The 15,032-nt window shown below is 40.1% G+C and carries 13 protein-coding genes and 1 pseudogene; 11 read left to right on the plus strand and 3 right to left on the minus strand.

Annotated features, from left to right (window positions below; genetic code table 11):
- Window positions 1–14: 14 nt before the first annotated feature.
- A complete protein-coding gene (locus tag DK924_RS05365; protein ID WP_226915943.1) occupies window positions 15–1,679 on the minus strand; it encodes a BCCT family transporter in 1,665 nt (554 codons plus the stop codon).
- Between the two features lie 363 nt (window positions 1,680–2,042).
- Between DK924_RS05365 and DK924_RS05370 the strand changes: the two genes are divergently transcribed.
- The 8 genes and pseudogenes from DK924_RS05370 to DK924_RS05400 all read left to right on the plus strand — a co-directional run bounded on the left by DK924_RS05370 (window position 2,043) and on the right by DK924_RS05400 (window position 9,453).
- Window positions 2,043–3,230, plus strand: coding sequence for an aromatic ring-hydroxylating dioxygenase subunit alpha (locus DK924_RS05370; protein WP_109874523.1), 1,188 nt, complete (start codon window positions 2,043–2,045; stop codon window positions 3,228–3,230).
- 2 nt (window positions 3,231–3,232) lie between these two features.
- Window positions 3,233–4,651, plus strand: coding sequence for an aldehyde dehydrogenase family protein (locus tag DK924_RS05375; protein WP_109874524.1), 1,419 nt, complete (start codon window positions 3,233–3,235; stop codon window positions 4,649–4,651).
- Between the two features lie 101 nt (window positions 4,652–4,752).
- Window positions 4,753–4,917: pseudogene (locus DK924_RS18835) on the plus strand (rubredoxin); the annotation flags it as partial.
- The gene (locus DK924_RS05380) at window positions 4,903–6,159 is read left to right on the plus strand and encodes an NAD(P)/FAD-dependent oxidoreductase (RefSeq protein WP_258306442.1); all 1,257 of its coding nucleotides are present in this window, start codon (window positions 4,903–4,905) and stop codon (window positions 6,157–6,159) included. The pseudogene DK924_RS18835 and the gene DK924_RS05380, both read left to right, overlap by 15 nt.
- 3 nt (window positions 6,160–6,162) lie before the next feature.
- Entirely contained in the window at window positions 6,163–7,479 is a 1,317-nt protein-coding gene (locus DK924_RS05385) for an FAD-binding oxidoreductase (protein WP_109874526.1), read from the plus strand.
- Complete coding sequence (locus DK924_RS05390) at window positions 7,476–7,826, plus strand: cupin domain-containing protein (protein ID WP_010390305.1); 351 nt, start codon at window positions 7,476–7,478, stop codon at window positions 7,824–7,826. The genes DK924_RS05385 and DK924_RS05390 overlap by 4 nt, the downstream gene beginning before the upstream one ends.
- A 234-nt stretch (window positions 7,827–8,060) precedes the next feature.
- Window positions 8,061–8,903, plus strand: a complete 843-nt coding sequence (locus DK924_RS05395) for an HDOD domain-containing protein (RefSeq protein WP_010390303.1) — start codon at window positions 8,061–8,063, stop codon at window positions 8,901–8,903.
- Between the two features lie 139 nt (window positions 8,904–9,042).
- Window positions 9,043–9,453, plus strand: a complete 411-nt coding sequence (locus DK924_RS05400; protein WP_010390302.1) for a hypothetical protein — start codon at window positions 9,043–9,045, stop codon at window positions 9,451–9,453.
- 62 nt (window positions 9,454–9,515) lie between these two features.
- Here the strand turns inward: DK924_RS05400 and DK924_RS05405 are convergent, their stop codons facing one another.
- Window positions 9,516–10,406: a LysR substrate-binding domain-containing protein gene (locus DK924_RS05405; RefSeq protein ID WP_109874527.1), complete on the minus strand. Its 891-nt coding sequence runs from the start codon at window positions 10,404–10,406 to the stop codon at window positions 9,516–9,518.
- A 124-nt stretch (window positions 10,407–10,530) separates the two neighbouring features.
- Between DK924_RS05405 and DK924_RS05410 the strand changes: the two genes are divergently transcribed.
- The 3 genes from DK924_RS05410 to DK924_RS05420 all read left to right on the plus strand — a co-directional run bounded on the left by DK924_RS05410 (window position 10,531) and on the right by DK924_RS05420 (window position 12,750).
- Window positions 10,531–10,980, plus strand: coding sequence for a DoxX family protein (locus DK924_RS05410; protein WP_109874528.1), 450 nt, complete (start codon window positions 10,531–10,533; stop codon window positions 10,978–10,980).
- A gap of 81 nt (window positions 10,981–11,061) precedes the next feature.
- Complete coding sequence (locus DK924_RS05415) at window positions 11,062–12,012, plus strand: glutathione S-transferase family protein (protein ID WP_109874529.1); 951 nt, start codon at window positions 11,062–11,064, stop codon at window positions 12,010–12,012.
- A 30-nt stretch (window positions 12,013–12,042) separates the two neighbouring features.
- Window positions 12,043–12,750, plus strand: coding sequence for a pirin-like bicupin family protein (locus tag DK924_RS05420; RefSeq protein ID WP_109874530.1), 708 nt, complete (start codon window positions 12,043–12,045; stop codon window positions 12,748–12,750).
- Between the two features lie 40 nt (window positions 12,751–12,790).
- On the opposite strand, the gene DK924_RS05425 is transcribed toward DK924_RS05420, so the two are convergent.
- The gene (locus tag DK924_RS05425) at window positions 12,791–14,833 is read right to left on the minus strand and encodes a methyl-accepting chemotaxis protein (RefSeq protein ID WP_109874531.1); all 2,043 of its coding nucleotides are present in this window, start codon (window positions 14,831–14,833) and stop codon (window positions 12,791–12,793) included.
- Between the last annotated feature and the right edge of the window lie 199 nt (window positions 14,834–15,032).

The raw sequence follows: 15,032 nt of genomic DNA on the forward strand, positions 1-15,032 counted from the left end.
CCTATTATATTGATTTAGTGCTCAACAGGGCCATCGAGTTTTTCTTTACATGGATGTACGTGCTGCGGCAACATTGCCCACGGTTTTGGTTCACGGCGAATGCTATAAAACAAGGTAACACCCATCATTAAAATAAATATAGAAATAGGAAAGCCAATGATGATTGACGCATACTTTATTGCTTGCAGGCCTCCTGCATAAATAAGTACCCATGCAATAAGTGCAATAACTATACCCCATAAAATACGAATAGAGGTTGGTGGTTCAGTATCACCTGCAGCATCTAAAATACACAATATTAAGGTGCCCGAGTCGGCTGAGGTAATAAAATAAGTAGCAAGTAAGATACAGGCTAATACACTCAGTAATTTACCTAATAAGTTACTGTCTAAATTATCAAATAAGGTAAAGAGGGCACGTGTACTATCTGCTTTGGTTGCTTGTAACACAACACCACCACTAAAGGGTTCTGCGTTTGTTTCTGTAACTTTGTTTTGTGTTACAACGGTTTGTTGTTGTGCAGCAATACGTTCGTTTTGCTCCATTTTTAAGGCGCTACCACCAAATACGGAAAGCCAAATAAAGGCAATAACAGTTGGGGCCACCAAAGCACCACCAATAAGTTCGCGAATGGTACGTCCCTTTGAAATTCGCGCAATAAACATACCTACAAACGGTGCCCAAGTTAACCACCATGGCCAATAAAAAGCGGTCCAAGAGCTTTGCCATCCTGAGTCATTTTGCGAATCAGTCCACAGCCCCATCGAAATTAAATTTTGTACATAATTCCCTGATGTTTCCATAAATACATTTAAAATATAACGGGTCGGACCCACTGCAAGTACTATCAATACTAATAATAACGACAGCAGCATATTCCATTGTGAGAGTAGCCGTATTCCTCTACCAACGCCCGATAAAACCGAGCCTACAGCAATGGTACATAGCACAATAATAAGCACAGTTTGAGTAACAAGGCTAACCTCTATCCCAAACGTTTGTTGTAATCCAGAGTTAATTTGAATAACCCCAAGGCTCAGGGTTTGCGCGATGCCGAAGGCTGTAACGGCTACCGTGATAATATCGGCAACATGTCCTATAGGGCCATAAATTCTATCGCCCACTAGTGGGTGTAAAATAGAGCGAAAGGTAAAAGGAAGGCCTTTACGGTAAGAAAAATAAGACAAGGCTAAGGCAACTATTACAAAAAGCGACCACGGATGGAGTCCCCAATGGTAAAAAGTAAGCTGCATTGACATTGACGCTGCTTCATTGGTTAACCCCTCGGTGAATGGGTTTGCAGCATAGTGCCACATGGGTTCTGCTACAGACCAAAAAACCAGTCCAATACCCATCCCCCCAGAAAATAACATGGCTATCCATGCCCAAAAACTAAATTCAGGCTGATCGTCGTCATTTTCGCTCAGTCGAATATGGCCGTATCGACTTACCATCAAATAAAGTAAAAAACCAACGACTAAAGTTACTAAGCCAATAGAAAACCATTTCATATTGTAGAGTAAAAAAGTCGAAAGGCTTTCAAAATACTGCCCTGCTTTATTTGCAAGTATGACTATGAATAAAATAAAGGCGATTAGAATTACCTTCGATGCGATTGTCACCGTCGGATTTAATCCCTTTAAAAAACCAGACTTAGCCAAAATTACGGATTTTTTCATGTGTGTGCTCCGTTGTCTTTTTTGTTGTTGTTAAATAAGTGGTAAGAAACTAAAAAATTAACCGGCAATTTACAAATGATTAATCCTCATCAATCCATGAGCTTTGCTTATGCGATGTTACCGCTTATTTATAACCAGTAAGCAATATTTATATTCTTGCACTCTTAATCATTACAAAAACTCATGAGTGAGATGCTAAATTATCGTTTGTTTAGTGCTTTGTTGTTAATCAAAATCAACGCATCTGATAACAGAATGTTGTTACGGGTTTGGGGCGTGAGGTTAATGTTAAAACTATGGGTTTTAATTATTGAACTTTGCTCTTTAAATTTTTTTAAAACACACACCGTTCGGAGAATGAGCATGGGCACTGTAAAACAAACAATAATTCCTATTAAGCAAATTGATCGTGTACTAAACCCGATACATGAAGCGACAGGTATGCCTAACGAGGCGTATACCAATCCTGAGTACTTTAATTTTGAACGTGATCATGTTTTTAGTAACACATGGGTATGCGTTGGTTTTGCATCAGATTTAATCAAAAATGGTTATGTTATGCCAATTGATTTTATGGACTTGCCTTTATTAATGATGAAGAGTCGCCAAGGCGAAGTGAAGGTATTTCATAATGTGTGTAGCCATCGAGGGATGAAGTTAGTACATGAAGCAGGTGAAGTGCAAGGCATGATCCGCTGCCCGTATCATTCATGGACCTATGATTTAAATGGAAGCTTAAAAGGGACTCCACATTTAGGTGGCATCGGTAAACATAACGATGAACGTTTTGCATGTGAAAAGCATGGGCTAAAAGCAATCCGCTCAGCTATTTGGATGGATATGGTATTCATTAATCTATCTGGCGAGGCGAGCTCTTTCGATGAGCATATAGCTCCTTTAACACAGCGTTGGCAAGAGTTTTTAGGTGACGATGGTTTGAGTTTATTACGTCGTGCCAATATGGGCGGACACTTAGAAATTGAAGTAAAAAGTAACTGGAAGTTAACCATAGAAAACTTCTGTGAAGCCTATCATTTACCTTGGGTACATCCAGCGTTAAATACTTATTCTAAATTAGAAGATCACTACAATATCATGTTTGATGAGCGTTTTTCTGGTCAAGGTAGCTATAAATATAACCTTTCTGATACTGCTGGTACACACTTACCGAAATTCCCAAGCTGGCCTGAGGAAAAGCTACGCCATGCTGAATATGTTGCTTTATTTCCAAATGTACTTATTGGTATTCAAGCTGATCACGCTTTTGCAATGATGATCGACCCAATTAGTACAGATAAAACTATCGAACGTTTACGTATTTTCTATATTAGTGATGAGGCAACTAAAGATGAGTATGCGGCGTGTCGTACTGCAACACTTGAATCATGGCGTGTGGTGTTTGGTGAAGATATTGGCGCAGTTGAAGGAATGCAGCAAGGACGGTACTCACCTGGTTTTGGTGGTGGGGCTTTTTCACCTGAAATGGATACACCAACACACTTTTTCCAAATTTGGCTTGCCAAACAAGTGAAATCTGTGACGGAGGCTTAATTATGACTCATTATCTTAACTTCATTAATGGCCAGTGGTGTGATTCTCACACTCATATTTCGGTAATAAACCCTGCGACAGCTCAGGAATATAGCACGATTGCAAGTGCCAGTGTTGATGATGCAAACAATGCGATGCTAGCCGCCAGACAATGTATAAGCCGTGGACTATTGAGCGATGTACGCCCAGCTGTGCGCACAACGTGGATGCTTGATGCAGCAAAAGCTATCAAAGAGATAGCTGATGAAGGTGCTTTAGCTCTGTGCAGAGAAAACGGTAAAACCTTAGCGGATGCAAAAGATGAATTCTTAGAGGCTGCTCGTTATTTTGAATACTATGGCGGCATGGCTGACAAACTCGAAGGTACGTCGATTCCTTTAGGTAAAAACTATATTGATTTTACGCAATATATCCCTATGGGTGTATCAGTACAAATTGTACCTTGGAATTTCCCAGTTTCAATCTGTGCTCGCTCTTTAGCTCCAGCGCTGGCGGCGGGTAATGCAGTAGTCATTAAGTCACCCGAAATTTCGCCTGTTGGTATGGTGTATTTAGTCAGAGCACTTGAAAGTGTTGGCTTTCCAAGAGGCGCTATTAACCTGTTGTGTGGTAAGGGTTCAGTAGTGGGGAGCCACCTAGTTGAGCATAATGATGTTAATCAAATTGTTTTTACCGGTTCAGTGCCCACTGGGCAACGTATTCTAAAAGGTGCAGCTGAGCGTGCAACACCTTCTGTAATGGAATTGGGTGGTAAATCTGCAGCTATTGTTCTTAAAGATGCGGCTACTGAGAAAGTTATCAGCAGTGTGCAAACAGGTATTTTCTTTAATGCTGGACAAGTGTGCTCTGCAATGTCGCGTTTACTGGTAGATAAAGCTCGTTACGAAGAGATTAAATCGGCAGTGGTTACTATGGCTGAAAATTTAGTGATCGGCTCAGGTGAAGAGCAGGCTGATTTAACGCCCGTGGTTTCTCAAGCGCAACAAATCAGTGTATTGGCAATGATTGAACAAGCTAAAAAAGAGGGGGCAACTATTTTATGTGGTGGCTATGCTCCTGATTTGGCAGGTTACTATGTTGCTCCAACTGTGATCGAAGCAACCCCTGATATGTCCATATCTCAACAAGAAGTATTTGGTCCTGTATTGGTTATTATGCCATTTGAAGATGAGCAACAGGCTGTAAAAATAGCTAATGGCACTGAATTTGGTTTAGTAGCAGGCGTATTTGGTGAAGCACTTAACCTAACATTACAAGTGGCTCAGCAACTTCGTGGTGGACAAGTTTTTATAAATGAATGGTTTGCCGGTGGCATAGAAACGCCATTTGGCGGAGTTGGATTGTCTGGCTTTGGCCGAGAAAAAGGTCAAGAAGCCATCTACAGCTACATGCAAACACGCAATATTGCTATACGTTTATAACGAGTGGCAACGACTCTGTTTATAAAACTTACGGTTTATCTATTTGTACTTTCTGCAGTAGATAACCCACAGGGTTAAATCCAAATTATTAGGATAGAGAAATGAAAAAATGGCTCTGTATTATTTGTGGCCTCATTTACGATGAGGCCCAAGGTTGGCCTGCTGATGGTATTCCTCCAGGCACCCTTTGGGAGGATGTACCACAGGATTGGGTATGTCCAGATTGTTTAGTGGGCAAAGCCGATTTTGAAATGATCGAAATAAGTGAAGATGAACTAACTGAAGGTGAAGTAACTGAACCAGCTGCTGTTCAACACACTCGTGTTTCTGAGGCCATTGTTGATGAACCGCAAGGCCCAATTGTTATCATTGGTAGTGGCCACAGTGGTTATCAAGTAGCGGCTGCATTACGTAAACAATCATCAACCGTAGTTATTACCGTATTCACCGCTGATGACGGCGCACTTTACAGCAAACCTGCTCTTTCGAATGCTTTTGCAATGGGGAAAAGCGCAGCTGATTTACAAAACGAAGCCGCACTTGAGTGGGAGCAGCGTCTTAATATTCGTGTTTATCCGCATACACGTGTTGAACGAATAGATGCAGATAATCACTCTCTCATCACTAGCATAGGGCGTTATAAGTATGGGCGTTTAGTACTAGCGACAGGTGCGTCAGCAATTAAAATTCCAATTGCTGGAGACGCCTCAGAAGTACTAAGTGTGAATGATTTGCACGATTATGCACAATTGAGAGCAAAACTTGATAGTAAAAAGCGAGTTGCTATTTTAGGCGATGGGTTAATTGGCTGTGAATTTGCAAATGACTTGAGCGCCAAAGGCTATGAAGTGAGTGTCATCGGTTTAGGGCAGTGGCCAATGTATCGACTGATCCCACAAGTAGTCGGCGAAGCCTTACAGCAAAAGTTAGCAGACTTGGGGGTATCATGGTATTTAGAAGATAGTATCAACCGTATTGAAGTCAACGACTCTGTTTCATTATTACACTTAAATAGTGGTCAAGTGATTGAAGTTGACGTGGTGCTATCTGCGGTAGGATTAGTGCCAAATGTAACGCTTGCTGAGCAAGCTGGATTAGAAGTTGAGCGTGGTATTAAAGTAAATGACGATGGCCAAACCAGTCGCCCTGCTATATTTGCATTAGGTGACTGTGCGCAAACATCACAAGGATGGCAGCCATATATTGCACCCATAAATCAAATTCTACCTGCTTTAGTCAATAGCCTGTTGGGCAATGTAACTAACGCCAAATTTTTGCCGAGCCCCGTTATTGTTAAAACCCCTATTATGCCGTTAACTATTTTTCCTGTACCACCTATGGCGCAAGGTCAGTGGCATATAAAACAACAAGGTGAAGAGTTAGTGGCTGTATTTAATGATGCTAATGAGCAAGTACTTGGTTTTGCTCTGTTAGGTAAACAAGTACAGGCTAACCGCAGTTATTGGTTAGAGCAAATAAGTTTAAATAACCTAGCAGCAACGGAGTAAAATATGATTCATTTACCGCATGATGATAATACCTGTGGCTGGTATAACGCTTTACCAAAGCAGCCTAAACAAGCGCTTTTAACGGGGGCACAAAAGGCTGACTACGTGGTTTTAGGCGCTGGTTTTGCTGGTTTAGCTATGGCACGCCGTTTAGCTGAGCACGCGCCAAATGCACGAATTGCCCTAATTGATGCACAGCGAATAGGCGAAGGTGCATCAGGGCGTAATTCAGGGTTTGTGATTGACTTACCGCATAAATTCTCTCTTGAGCACCCAGATCCTGCACATAAGCAAAGATTACTGTCACTTAACCGTTTCGCGATTGATCAGCTTGCTTCTTTAGTTGCTAAATACAACATTGATTGCCAGTGGTCGGCTGCGGGTAAATACCAAGGTGCAGTAGGCGCTAGGGGTGAAGCTTACCTTGATCACTTCGAACATCTTATGACCGATTTAGGCGAACCATTTGAGCATGTTACTGGCACTGATTTGGCAAAAGTATTAGGCACTAATTACTACAGCCGTGCTATTTACACCCCGGGGGGGTACTTGGTTCAACCCGCAGCACTAGCCTGTGGTTTAGGCGCTAACTTACCAAAAAACATTGAGGTATTTGAGCATTCGCCTATTGTGCGCTTGGAGAAAGAGCAAGGCGGGTGGCTGTTGCAAGGAGAGCACGGCAGCATTAAAACACCTCAGTTATTACTGGGTACAAGTATTTTTACTCGTGAGTTTGGTTTTTTAAAAAATCGATTACTTCCTGTAATGACTTTTGCTAGTTGGACCCGACCGCTAAACGATAAAGAAATGCAGCAGTATACAGGTTTACTTGATTGGGGACTTACACCCGCTGATCACGCTGGCACAACGCTTAGGATGACCGCTGATCGTCGTATTATTATTCGTAATACCTACCAACATGTAGCTAAATATGGCAACAGCATTAGTGATAAGTTGCGTCAGGAAATTCAAAACGATCATCGCAAAGTATTTTTAGCTCGCTATCCACAACTAGTCGATGTGCCTTTTACACATTCGTGGGGAGGCACCTATGCTATTTCGCGAAATTTCACTAATTTCTTTGGTCAACTCGATGATGGAGTGTTTGCCAGCGCCTGTGATAACGGTGTGGGGGTTGCTTGGGGAACTGTGTCGGGTACTTTGCTTGCTGATTATGTTATGGGGGCAACATCGCAGTCGCTTGATGATATTCAGCAGGTAACGGGTATGCCAAGTTTAAATCCACCAGAGCCATTGCTTGGTTTAGGAGTAAAAAGCCGAATTAAACTTGCCAAATGGCAAAGTAGGAGTGAAATATGAAACAGGTTAAATTAGTAGACAGTAAATTACTCGACTTTAATGTACGTGGAGATACGCCTGGGATGGCCTACGTGGCTCGTGCTCTTAGCCCTGAAATATCACCAAATATTGGTGTTGGTTTTGCGAAATGGGAAGGTGCAAAAGTAGCATGGACAGTACTTTATGATGAAGTTGTATTTGTTATAGAAGGCTGCTTCGAGTTAACCGCAAATGGCGAAACCCATCATGTTAAACCAGGGCAAATGCTCTGGATACCAGAAGGAACAGAGCTGGTATATGGCGGACATGCATTGTTTGGTTATGTTGTTCATCCAGGTAATTGGAAAGAAATACATGGTATAGCCTAACTGCCATTTTAAGTGTTCAAATTAGTTCCTAAGCCCTCTAACCAACCATTTGAGGGCTTTTTTATTGGCCGTTTTTTTAGGTTGCATTAGTAATGAAAAATAAAAGCTTAAGCCACAAATAGTTAATTTTAAAAACAGGTAAAATATTGAATATTGAGTAATCAACTTCTAGTATAAAAGTTCAAATGGAATAAAATAAATAATCCATATAGCTTAGCTGGAGGCTAGACATCGATGATTGTAGTTAATGAGCAGGTATTATCAGATGTAAATAAAAACTTTATTATTCCACCAAGACCGCAAATCTTAAATGATCTTGAATTATTAGCATCTGCACAAGAGCCCTCGCTTTCAGACGCCGCAGAAATCATCGCTAAAGATGTTGCTATTGCATCAGCTATTCTAAAAATAGTTAATTCACCCGCTTATGGCTTAGTTCGTAGTGTGTCAAATATTAAACAAGCCATTATGTTTTTAGGTTGGAATGGCATTGAAGCTTTAGTTCCTAGCTTAAAGCTAAAGCAAATGTTCGCCCAAAATGAGTGCTGTATTAGCCTTGAACGTTTTTGGGATACCGCCTCAGAAATTGCTGATGTAAACATGATTATTGGGCAACGTCTGAATAATGTTCCCGTTGAGTACTTGTATACGCTGGGTTTGTTTCATGATTGTGGCATTGTGCCGATGGCAATTAAATTTGATAATTACGTGAGTGCTTTGCATACTTCAAATAATACTCATAAAGAAAGCTTGATAGATATAGAAGAGCGTTTATATGGAACTAATCATGCCACTGTGGGTTATTACTTAGCGACCAGCTGGCATTTACCCGTAGATATTTGTCAGCTTATTTTACGTCATCACGATTTGAGCATGCTAAGTAACATAACTGGAAGTAACCAACAATTGTGTTATAGCGTTTTAAAAATGTCTGAGAATCTGGTTAATTGTGTTTTACGCGGTGACACCACTAAAGATTGGGATGATATAGAAAAACACGTTTTAGCAACATTAAATATGTCAGAAGACGATTATATTGATCTACAAGAAGAGGTGATTGACTTTTTGAACTGCTAATCGCTTTTTAGCAGCTTAAAATCTATAGGTTAGTTTTTTTCACTTATTGGTTTGTTTTTAATCGTTTGTCGAGATTAAGTAAACACTCTAAAGTTTAGTTGTCGGCAACAAGCACGACTAACCAAATAGGAAATTAATCATGAAACGCTCACTTATCAAAACCATCGCTCTTGGCTCTTTATTAACTTGCTCAGCTGCTGTAATGGCTGATCAAAGTGATTACAAGTTAATGGTTATTGAAGAGGCTAAAACAGCCCCTCAAGAATTCGAAGTTGCATTTAACGATTGTGCATTAAATGTAAAATCAAAAAATTATAGCCAAGCTGAAGAAATTTGCTCAAAAGCAATTACTTTATTACAACAAAGCACTGGCCCACGTTTTAAAGTACGTGAGCTGACTTCATTTGCTTTAAGTAACCGTGGTGTAGGACGTTTAATGGCTAAAAACGAAACAGCTGCATTATCAGACTTTTACGAAGCACAACAAATGTCAGGTAACGAGTTAGTGTCGCACAATTTAACGCGCGCTAAGCAAGATCTCGCGCTGTAATATTTATTAAAGTTTCAAAAAGCCCATGCTGTTTCAGCATGGGCTTTTTACGTTTATTAGGCTTAAACACTATTTAGAATAATTTGGGTCAGCTGTTTCAGCCCCTTACCTTTGTTAGTTATTTTCCATGCAAGGTATAAGTCTTGAGTTGGGCGTGGCTCGGTAAGTTCCACAACATGCAGTTTGTTAGCTTTTATATGCTCAGTAATAAGGTTTACAGGTAAATAACCAATACCAATAGCGGATAAAATAGCGGTTATTTTTTGGCTTACAGAACTTACATAAAAACGCTGATTACCTTCGATTAAGTTAGCTGACCACGGAATACCTTGCTTTGCTGAGTCATGCACTATAACCGTGGTGTATTGACCGAGTTCGCTGGGCTCAATGGGGGTTTTTAGTAGCGCTAACGGGTGGCTAGGGTGAACCACCAGAACATTTTGAATATCAGCTATTTTTACCGCTCTGATCCCCTTTTGATTAGGTACAGGGGCCGGTGCGCCAATCACTAAATCAACGTCATCCTCAATTAAAGCCTCCCAAGTGCCATTAAGTACTTCCTCTTTAATGTCTATCTCGATATTTTTATGCTCATTTAAAAATAGCTGTAGATTTTTGAATACGTCACTTATGTCAAAAATAGAGTCATAGGCAATACGTATCCGTGGCTCCCAGCCATTAGCTATGGTTTGTGTTTGCTCCGATAAATTATTTATAGCATTGAGTACTTTACGCCCCTCGGTCAGTAAATGTTTACCTGCAGGAGTTAAAACAGCACGTCGACCTTGGCGTTGAAACAAGGTTACATTTAATTGCTCTTCAAGTTTATTAACAATATACGACAAGGCTGAGGGTACTTTATTAAGTTGCTCTGCAGCGGCTGCGTAACTGCCACGATGCTCAATGGCGTCCAGTACCAGTAAAGCTTCTATGCTTATAGGGGGTGTATTCATAATGATGCCCAATATTAACTGTTCAAAATATTTGAACATATAGAGCAAATAATAGGAGTTATTTAATTTTAATTCAACTTATACAATAGCTGCATACTCAATTGGAACTATACAGGTTAAAACTATGACGATTAAAAATATTACAGATGCCATCACAAAAACTGAACAGTCTTTTGCAACACTACCATTAAGGCTTATTGCAGGATTAGTGTTTAGCGCTCATGGGGCACAAAAACTGTTTGCGTGGTTTGGTGGCTATGGCTTGGAAGGCACAGGGCAATGGATGGAGTCGATTGGCTTAGCACCGGGCTATTTAATGGCATTAATGGCCGGTGGCGCTGAATTTTTTGGTGGGTTACTACTCATCGTTGGTTTACTGGTGCGTCCTGCGAGTTTTGTACTGGCTATCACTATGGTAGTTGCTATTTTTACCACACACATAGATAACGGTTTATTTATGAGCAATAACGGTTATGAATTTGCGTTATCGCTGTTAGCCATTACCCTAGCTTTACTGATCCAAGGAGCTGGAAAGCTATCCCTTGATGGAAAAATTCATAACAAATTAAATTAATAAGCTGATCACATAAGTGATTGAACTTTAAGCTGCCAACCTGCGTAAGGTTGGCACACTCTATAAACTAAGGAGACGGACATGGGATTACTTGTTAACGGTGAATGGGTCGATAAATGGTATGACACTGAAAAAAGCGACGGTAAATTTGTACGCCAAGATAGCCGCTTTAGAGATACGATTTCATCAGAGCAAAACAGTAAATTTAAACCAGAAGCGGGTCGCTATCATTTATATGTATCCTTGGCTTGCCCTTGGGCGCACCGCACCATTATATTTCGTAAATTAAAGCAGCTCGAAGACATTATTTCTATGAGTATTGTTGAAGCACCCATGATGGAAAACGGTTGGGAATTTGGCGAGCAGGGCGATCCACTTTATAACTTAGATTACGCTTATCAATTGTATTTAAAAGCCGACCCTAGCTATGAAGGGCGTGTTACCGTGCCTATTTTATGGGATAAAAAAACGCAGACTATTGTAAACAACGAATCAATAGAAATAATTCGCATGTTTAATAGTGCGTTTAATGAGCTTACTGGTAACACCGACGATTATTATCCAGATGCGCTACGTGAAGAAATAGAAACAGTGAATAACCGTGTCTATAACACCATTAACAATGGGGTGTATAAAGCTGGTTTTGCTACAACTCAAGAAGCTTACAACGAAGCTTACACCGCCTTGTTTGATAGCTTAGATTGGTTAGAAACTCGATTAGCAAAACAGCGTTACTTAGTGGGCGATAAACTCACTGAAGCCGATTGGCGATTATTTACCACACTTATCCGCTTTGATGCGGTGTATCACGGGCACTTTAAGTGTAATCGAGAAAAGTTAACTGAGTTTCATCATGTTAGTAACTACATTAATGAGCTTTACCAAGTACCTGGGGTAAAGGAAACGGTCGATTTAGAATACACAAAGGTGCATTACTACGTCAGTCACGTAACCATTAACCCAACGCAAATTGTGCCTTTAGGTGCTAAACACACGTTTGATGCTGCCCATGATCGAGACCGTCAATACTAAATGACGCAGAGATAACGTATAGGAAAAAATATGCTTACTCATTACCCAAAAAATAGCTTAGGCAATGCTGATCATGGTTGGCTTAAGTCAAAGCACCATTTTAGTTTTGCGAATTACTATAATCCTGCGCGTATGGGATTTGGCACTTTGCGTGTAGTTAATGATGACTGGGTAGCCCCAGGTATGGGGTTTGGTGCGCACCCACATAGAAATATGGAAATTATTAGTTTTATCCGTAGTGGTGCCATTACTCATCAAGATAGTATGGGCAACAAAGGGATCACTGAGCAAGGTGAGGTGCAGGTGATGAGTGCAGGCACCGGCATTACCCACTCAGAATATAACCTAACAGATGAACCACTAACGTTTTATCAAATTTGGATTCAGAGTAATCAACACAATGTTGAGCCGCGTTGGGAAAGTAAAAAGTTTCCTACGCAAGCTGCAAGCAGCCTTAGCTTACTGGTTTCAGGTTATCCAAAAGATGCCGATAGTGCACTGTTTATTAATCAGCAGGCGCGTATTTATGGTGGTAAGCTGGCAAAAGGCACATTAATAAAACAGCCGATTGATCATCAAGCCTATGTACTGGCATCGGCAGGAGAGTTTATTATTAGCGATGAGTCAGCCTCAGTTAAAATGAGTAAAGGTGATGGCGCAGAAGTTACACAGACTAAAACCATCACTTTAACGGCAACCACTGAGTGTGAATTGATTATTATCGATAGCAAAAGTTAAGCGCAATTTACGTGCGCTTAATTTTGTAACTGTTACTCGCTCATACTTTAAAGCTTTCCACTTGCGATTTCATTTGCTTATATAAAGCCGATACATTTTTAGATTGTTGCGTAGTTTGCGATGAAATTTGTTTCATTTGTGCAGATTGCTCTTTTAATGACACTAAATTTCGATTTATTTCGTTAGCCACATGTGACTGCTCTTGTGTAGCTTGTGCGGTTTCAGCCGACATTTGCTGCACTTTTTCAAAAGCGTGAGTCAGGCTATTAAAAATGGTAATTACTGAGTCAAAGTTGGTTAAGGTGGTATTGGCATTAGTTTGGCTATTTTTGATTGAATCAGACGACGCTTTAACATTGTCATTTAAGCGTTGGATCATGGTATCAATTTCGTCTGTGCTTTGTTGAGTTCGTGTGGCAAGCGTTCTTACCTCATCAGCTACCACTGCAAATCCACGGCCTTGCTCGCCGGCTCTAGCGGCTTCAATCGCTGCATTTAAAGCTAATAAGTTTGTTTGCTCTGCAATATTACGTATTACCTCAAGAACGGAGGTTATATCGGTAGAGCTACTTTCTAGTTCAACCGAATTCGCTAATGCAGACTTAATATCGTTAGCTAAGTCTTCAATCGCTTTGCTAGACACATCAATAGCTTGAACACCATGCTTTACCTGCTCGCTAGATATATCGGCTTCCTGCGCGGTATTTTTTGCAAGCTCTGCCATTTGTTGATTGGCCATGTCCATTTCATGACCCGCACTGACTATTGACTCAGAGGCATTAGCAAGTTTTTGGGTTACTTCCATCGCGGTATCAGATACATCATTTAAATCACCCGTTACTGCACCTAGTTGGCTTGATTGCTGCTGAATATTTTTTATTATTGTTTGTAAATGGCTCAAGAAGTTATCAAATTCATTGCTTAAATCAGCTAATTCGTCGTGTGATGTAGTGTTAATACGTTGGGTTAAATCGCCATCGCCAGCGGCTATTTCTTTAATACGAAGGGTAATATTATTGATATTATCGGTTAGCTTTTTCGGAATGTAATAGCCCACACCTAAAGCGACAATAAAGGCAATAATAATCACAATAAAAACAATTTTTTCAAAAAGTTGAATGCTTTGTTGTACGTCTTGTTTTACAGCTCTGGCATGTGTGCGTGCTTCTTCTCCTGCAATATCAAGTATATTTCTTAATTCGTTAAAGCTTTTATCAGCTTTTGCTAAATTATTATCAATTAAAGCGACTTGCTTTGCAGGAGTTGAGTAAATCAAGGCTTTGCTTTGCTCATACCATTGCTGGTAAAGCTGATCGAAGTTGGCATATTTTTGTGTTAGCTGCGGCTCGTCAATTAAATAACTACGGTAACTATGAAAACGACGAATAACTTGGGCTGCGTTTTCTTCAAATATTTTTTGATTTTGTGCTAAATCACCGTGTTGGTTTACTATTTTTTGTTTTGCAAGCCGGGCTTGGTATATATCTCTATCGGCATTTAGTATCTCTGAAATGGCTTCTACATAACGCCCTAAACGCTCAGCCCCCACTTTATCTTGCTGTTGTTTATTAGTATAAGCGCGAAGCTCTTCACCTGCCTGATCCATCATTTCGCGTATTTTTATAAATTCAGGTTCAGATTTATTTAAATCACTTTGCATTTTACCTTGCGAGTGGTTGGTATCAATGAGTGTTTTACTATGATTTACCCATTCATTATACAAAGGCATAAAGTTGGAAAATGAATCATGCTTTGCTAGTAATGCCTCTTCATCTGTTAAATAAATTAAGTATTTTTTAAAGCGATCCTTTACTTGCTCTGCGTTTTCTAAAAATTCTGCTTTATTCGTCTCACTATCACCAGTGGCGCTGAGTAAATTTTCAAGTGCAATACGTGCTTGATATATGTCTCTGTCGGCATTGAGAATAACAGTAACAGCTTCAAAAAAGGTTTCGGTTTGCCTTTTCATAGCGCTGTCTTGTATGTAAGTAATTGAAGCAATGGCAACTAGCAAGCCTGCAAGGATCAATGCTAAAAAAGCAATTGGCAAAATGACTTTGGTTCTAATTGAATTTATTCGCATGTTTCAATCCTTGTTATCTTACTGTATCTAGAGTAGATATTAGTCACATAGTGGTGTTTATGCCAAGCAGGTGGGTAAATTAATTGGGTGTTTTTTATTCACTATAAAATCTGTGTAAACATTACGGCTATTTTTTATTGGTTTTATTATCCTTGCAAGGCATATTCCCTTAAAATATGGCTAATTGGTTTATTTTTAT

Origin of the sequence: Pseudoalteromonas sp. meg-B1, from assembly GCF_003173795.1 — a bacterium.
Classification (GTDB): Bacteria; Pseudomonadota; Gammaproteobacteria; order Enterobacterales; family Alteromonadaceae; genus Pseudoalteromonas; species Pseudoalteromonas undina.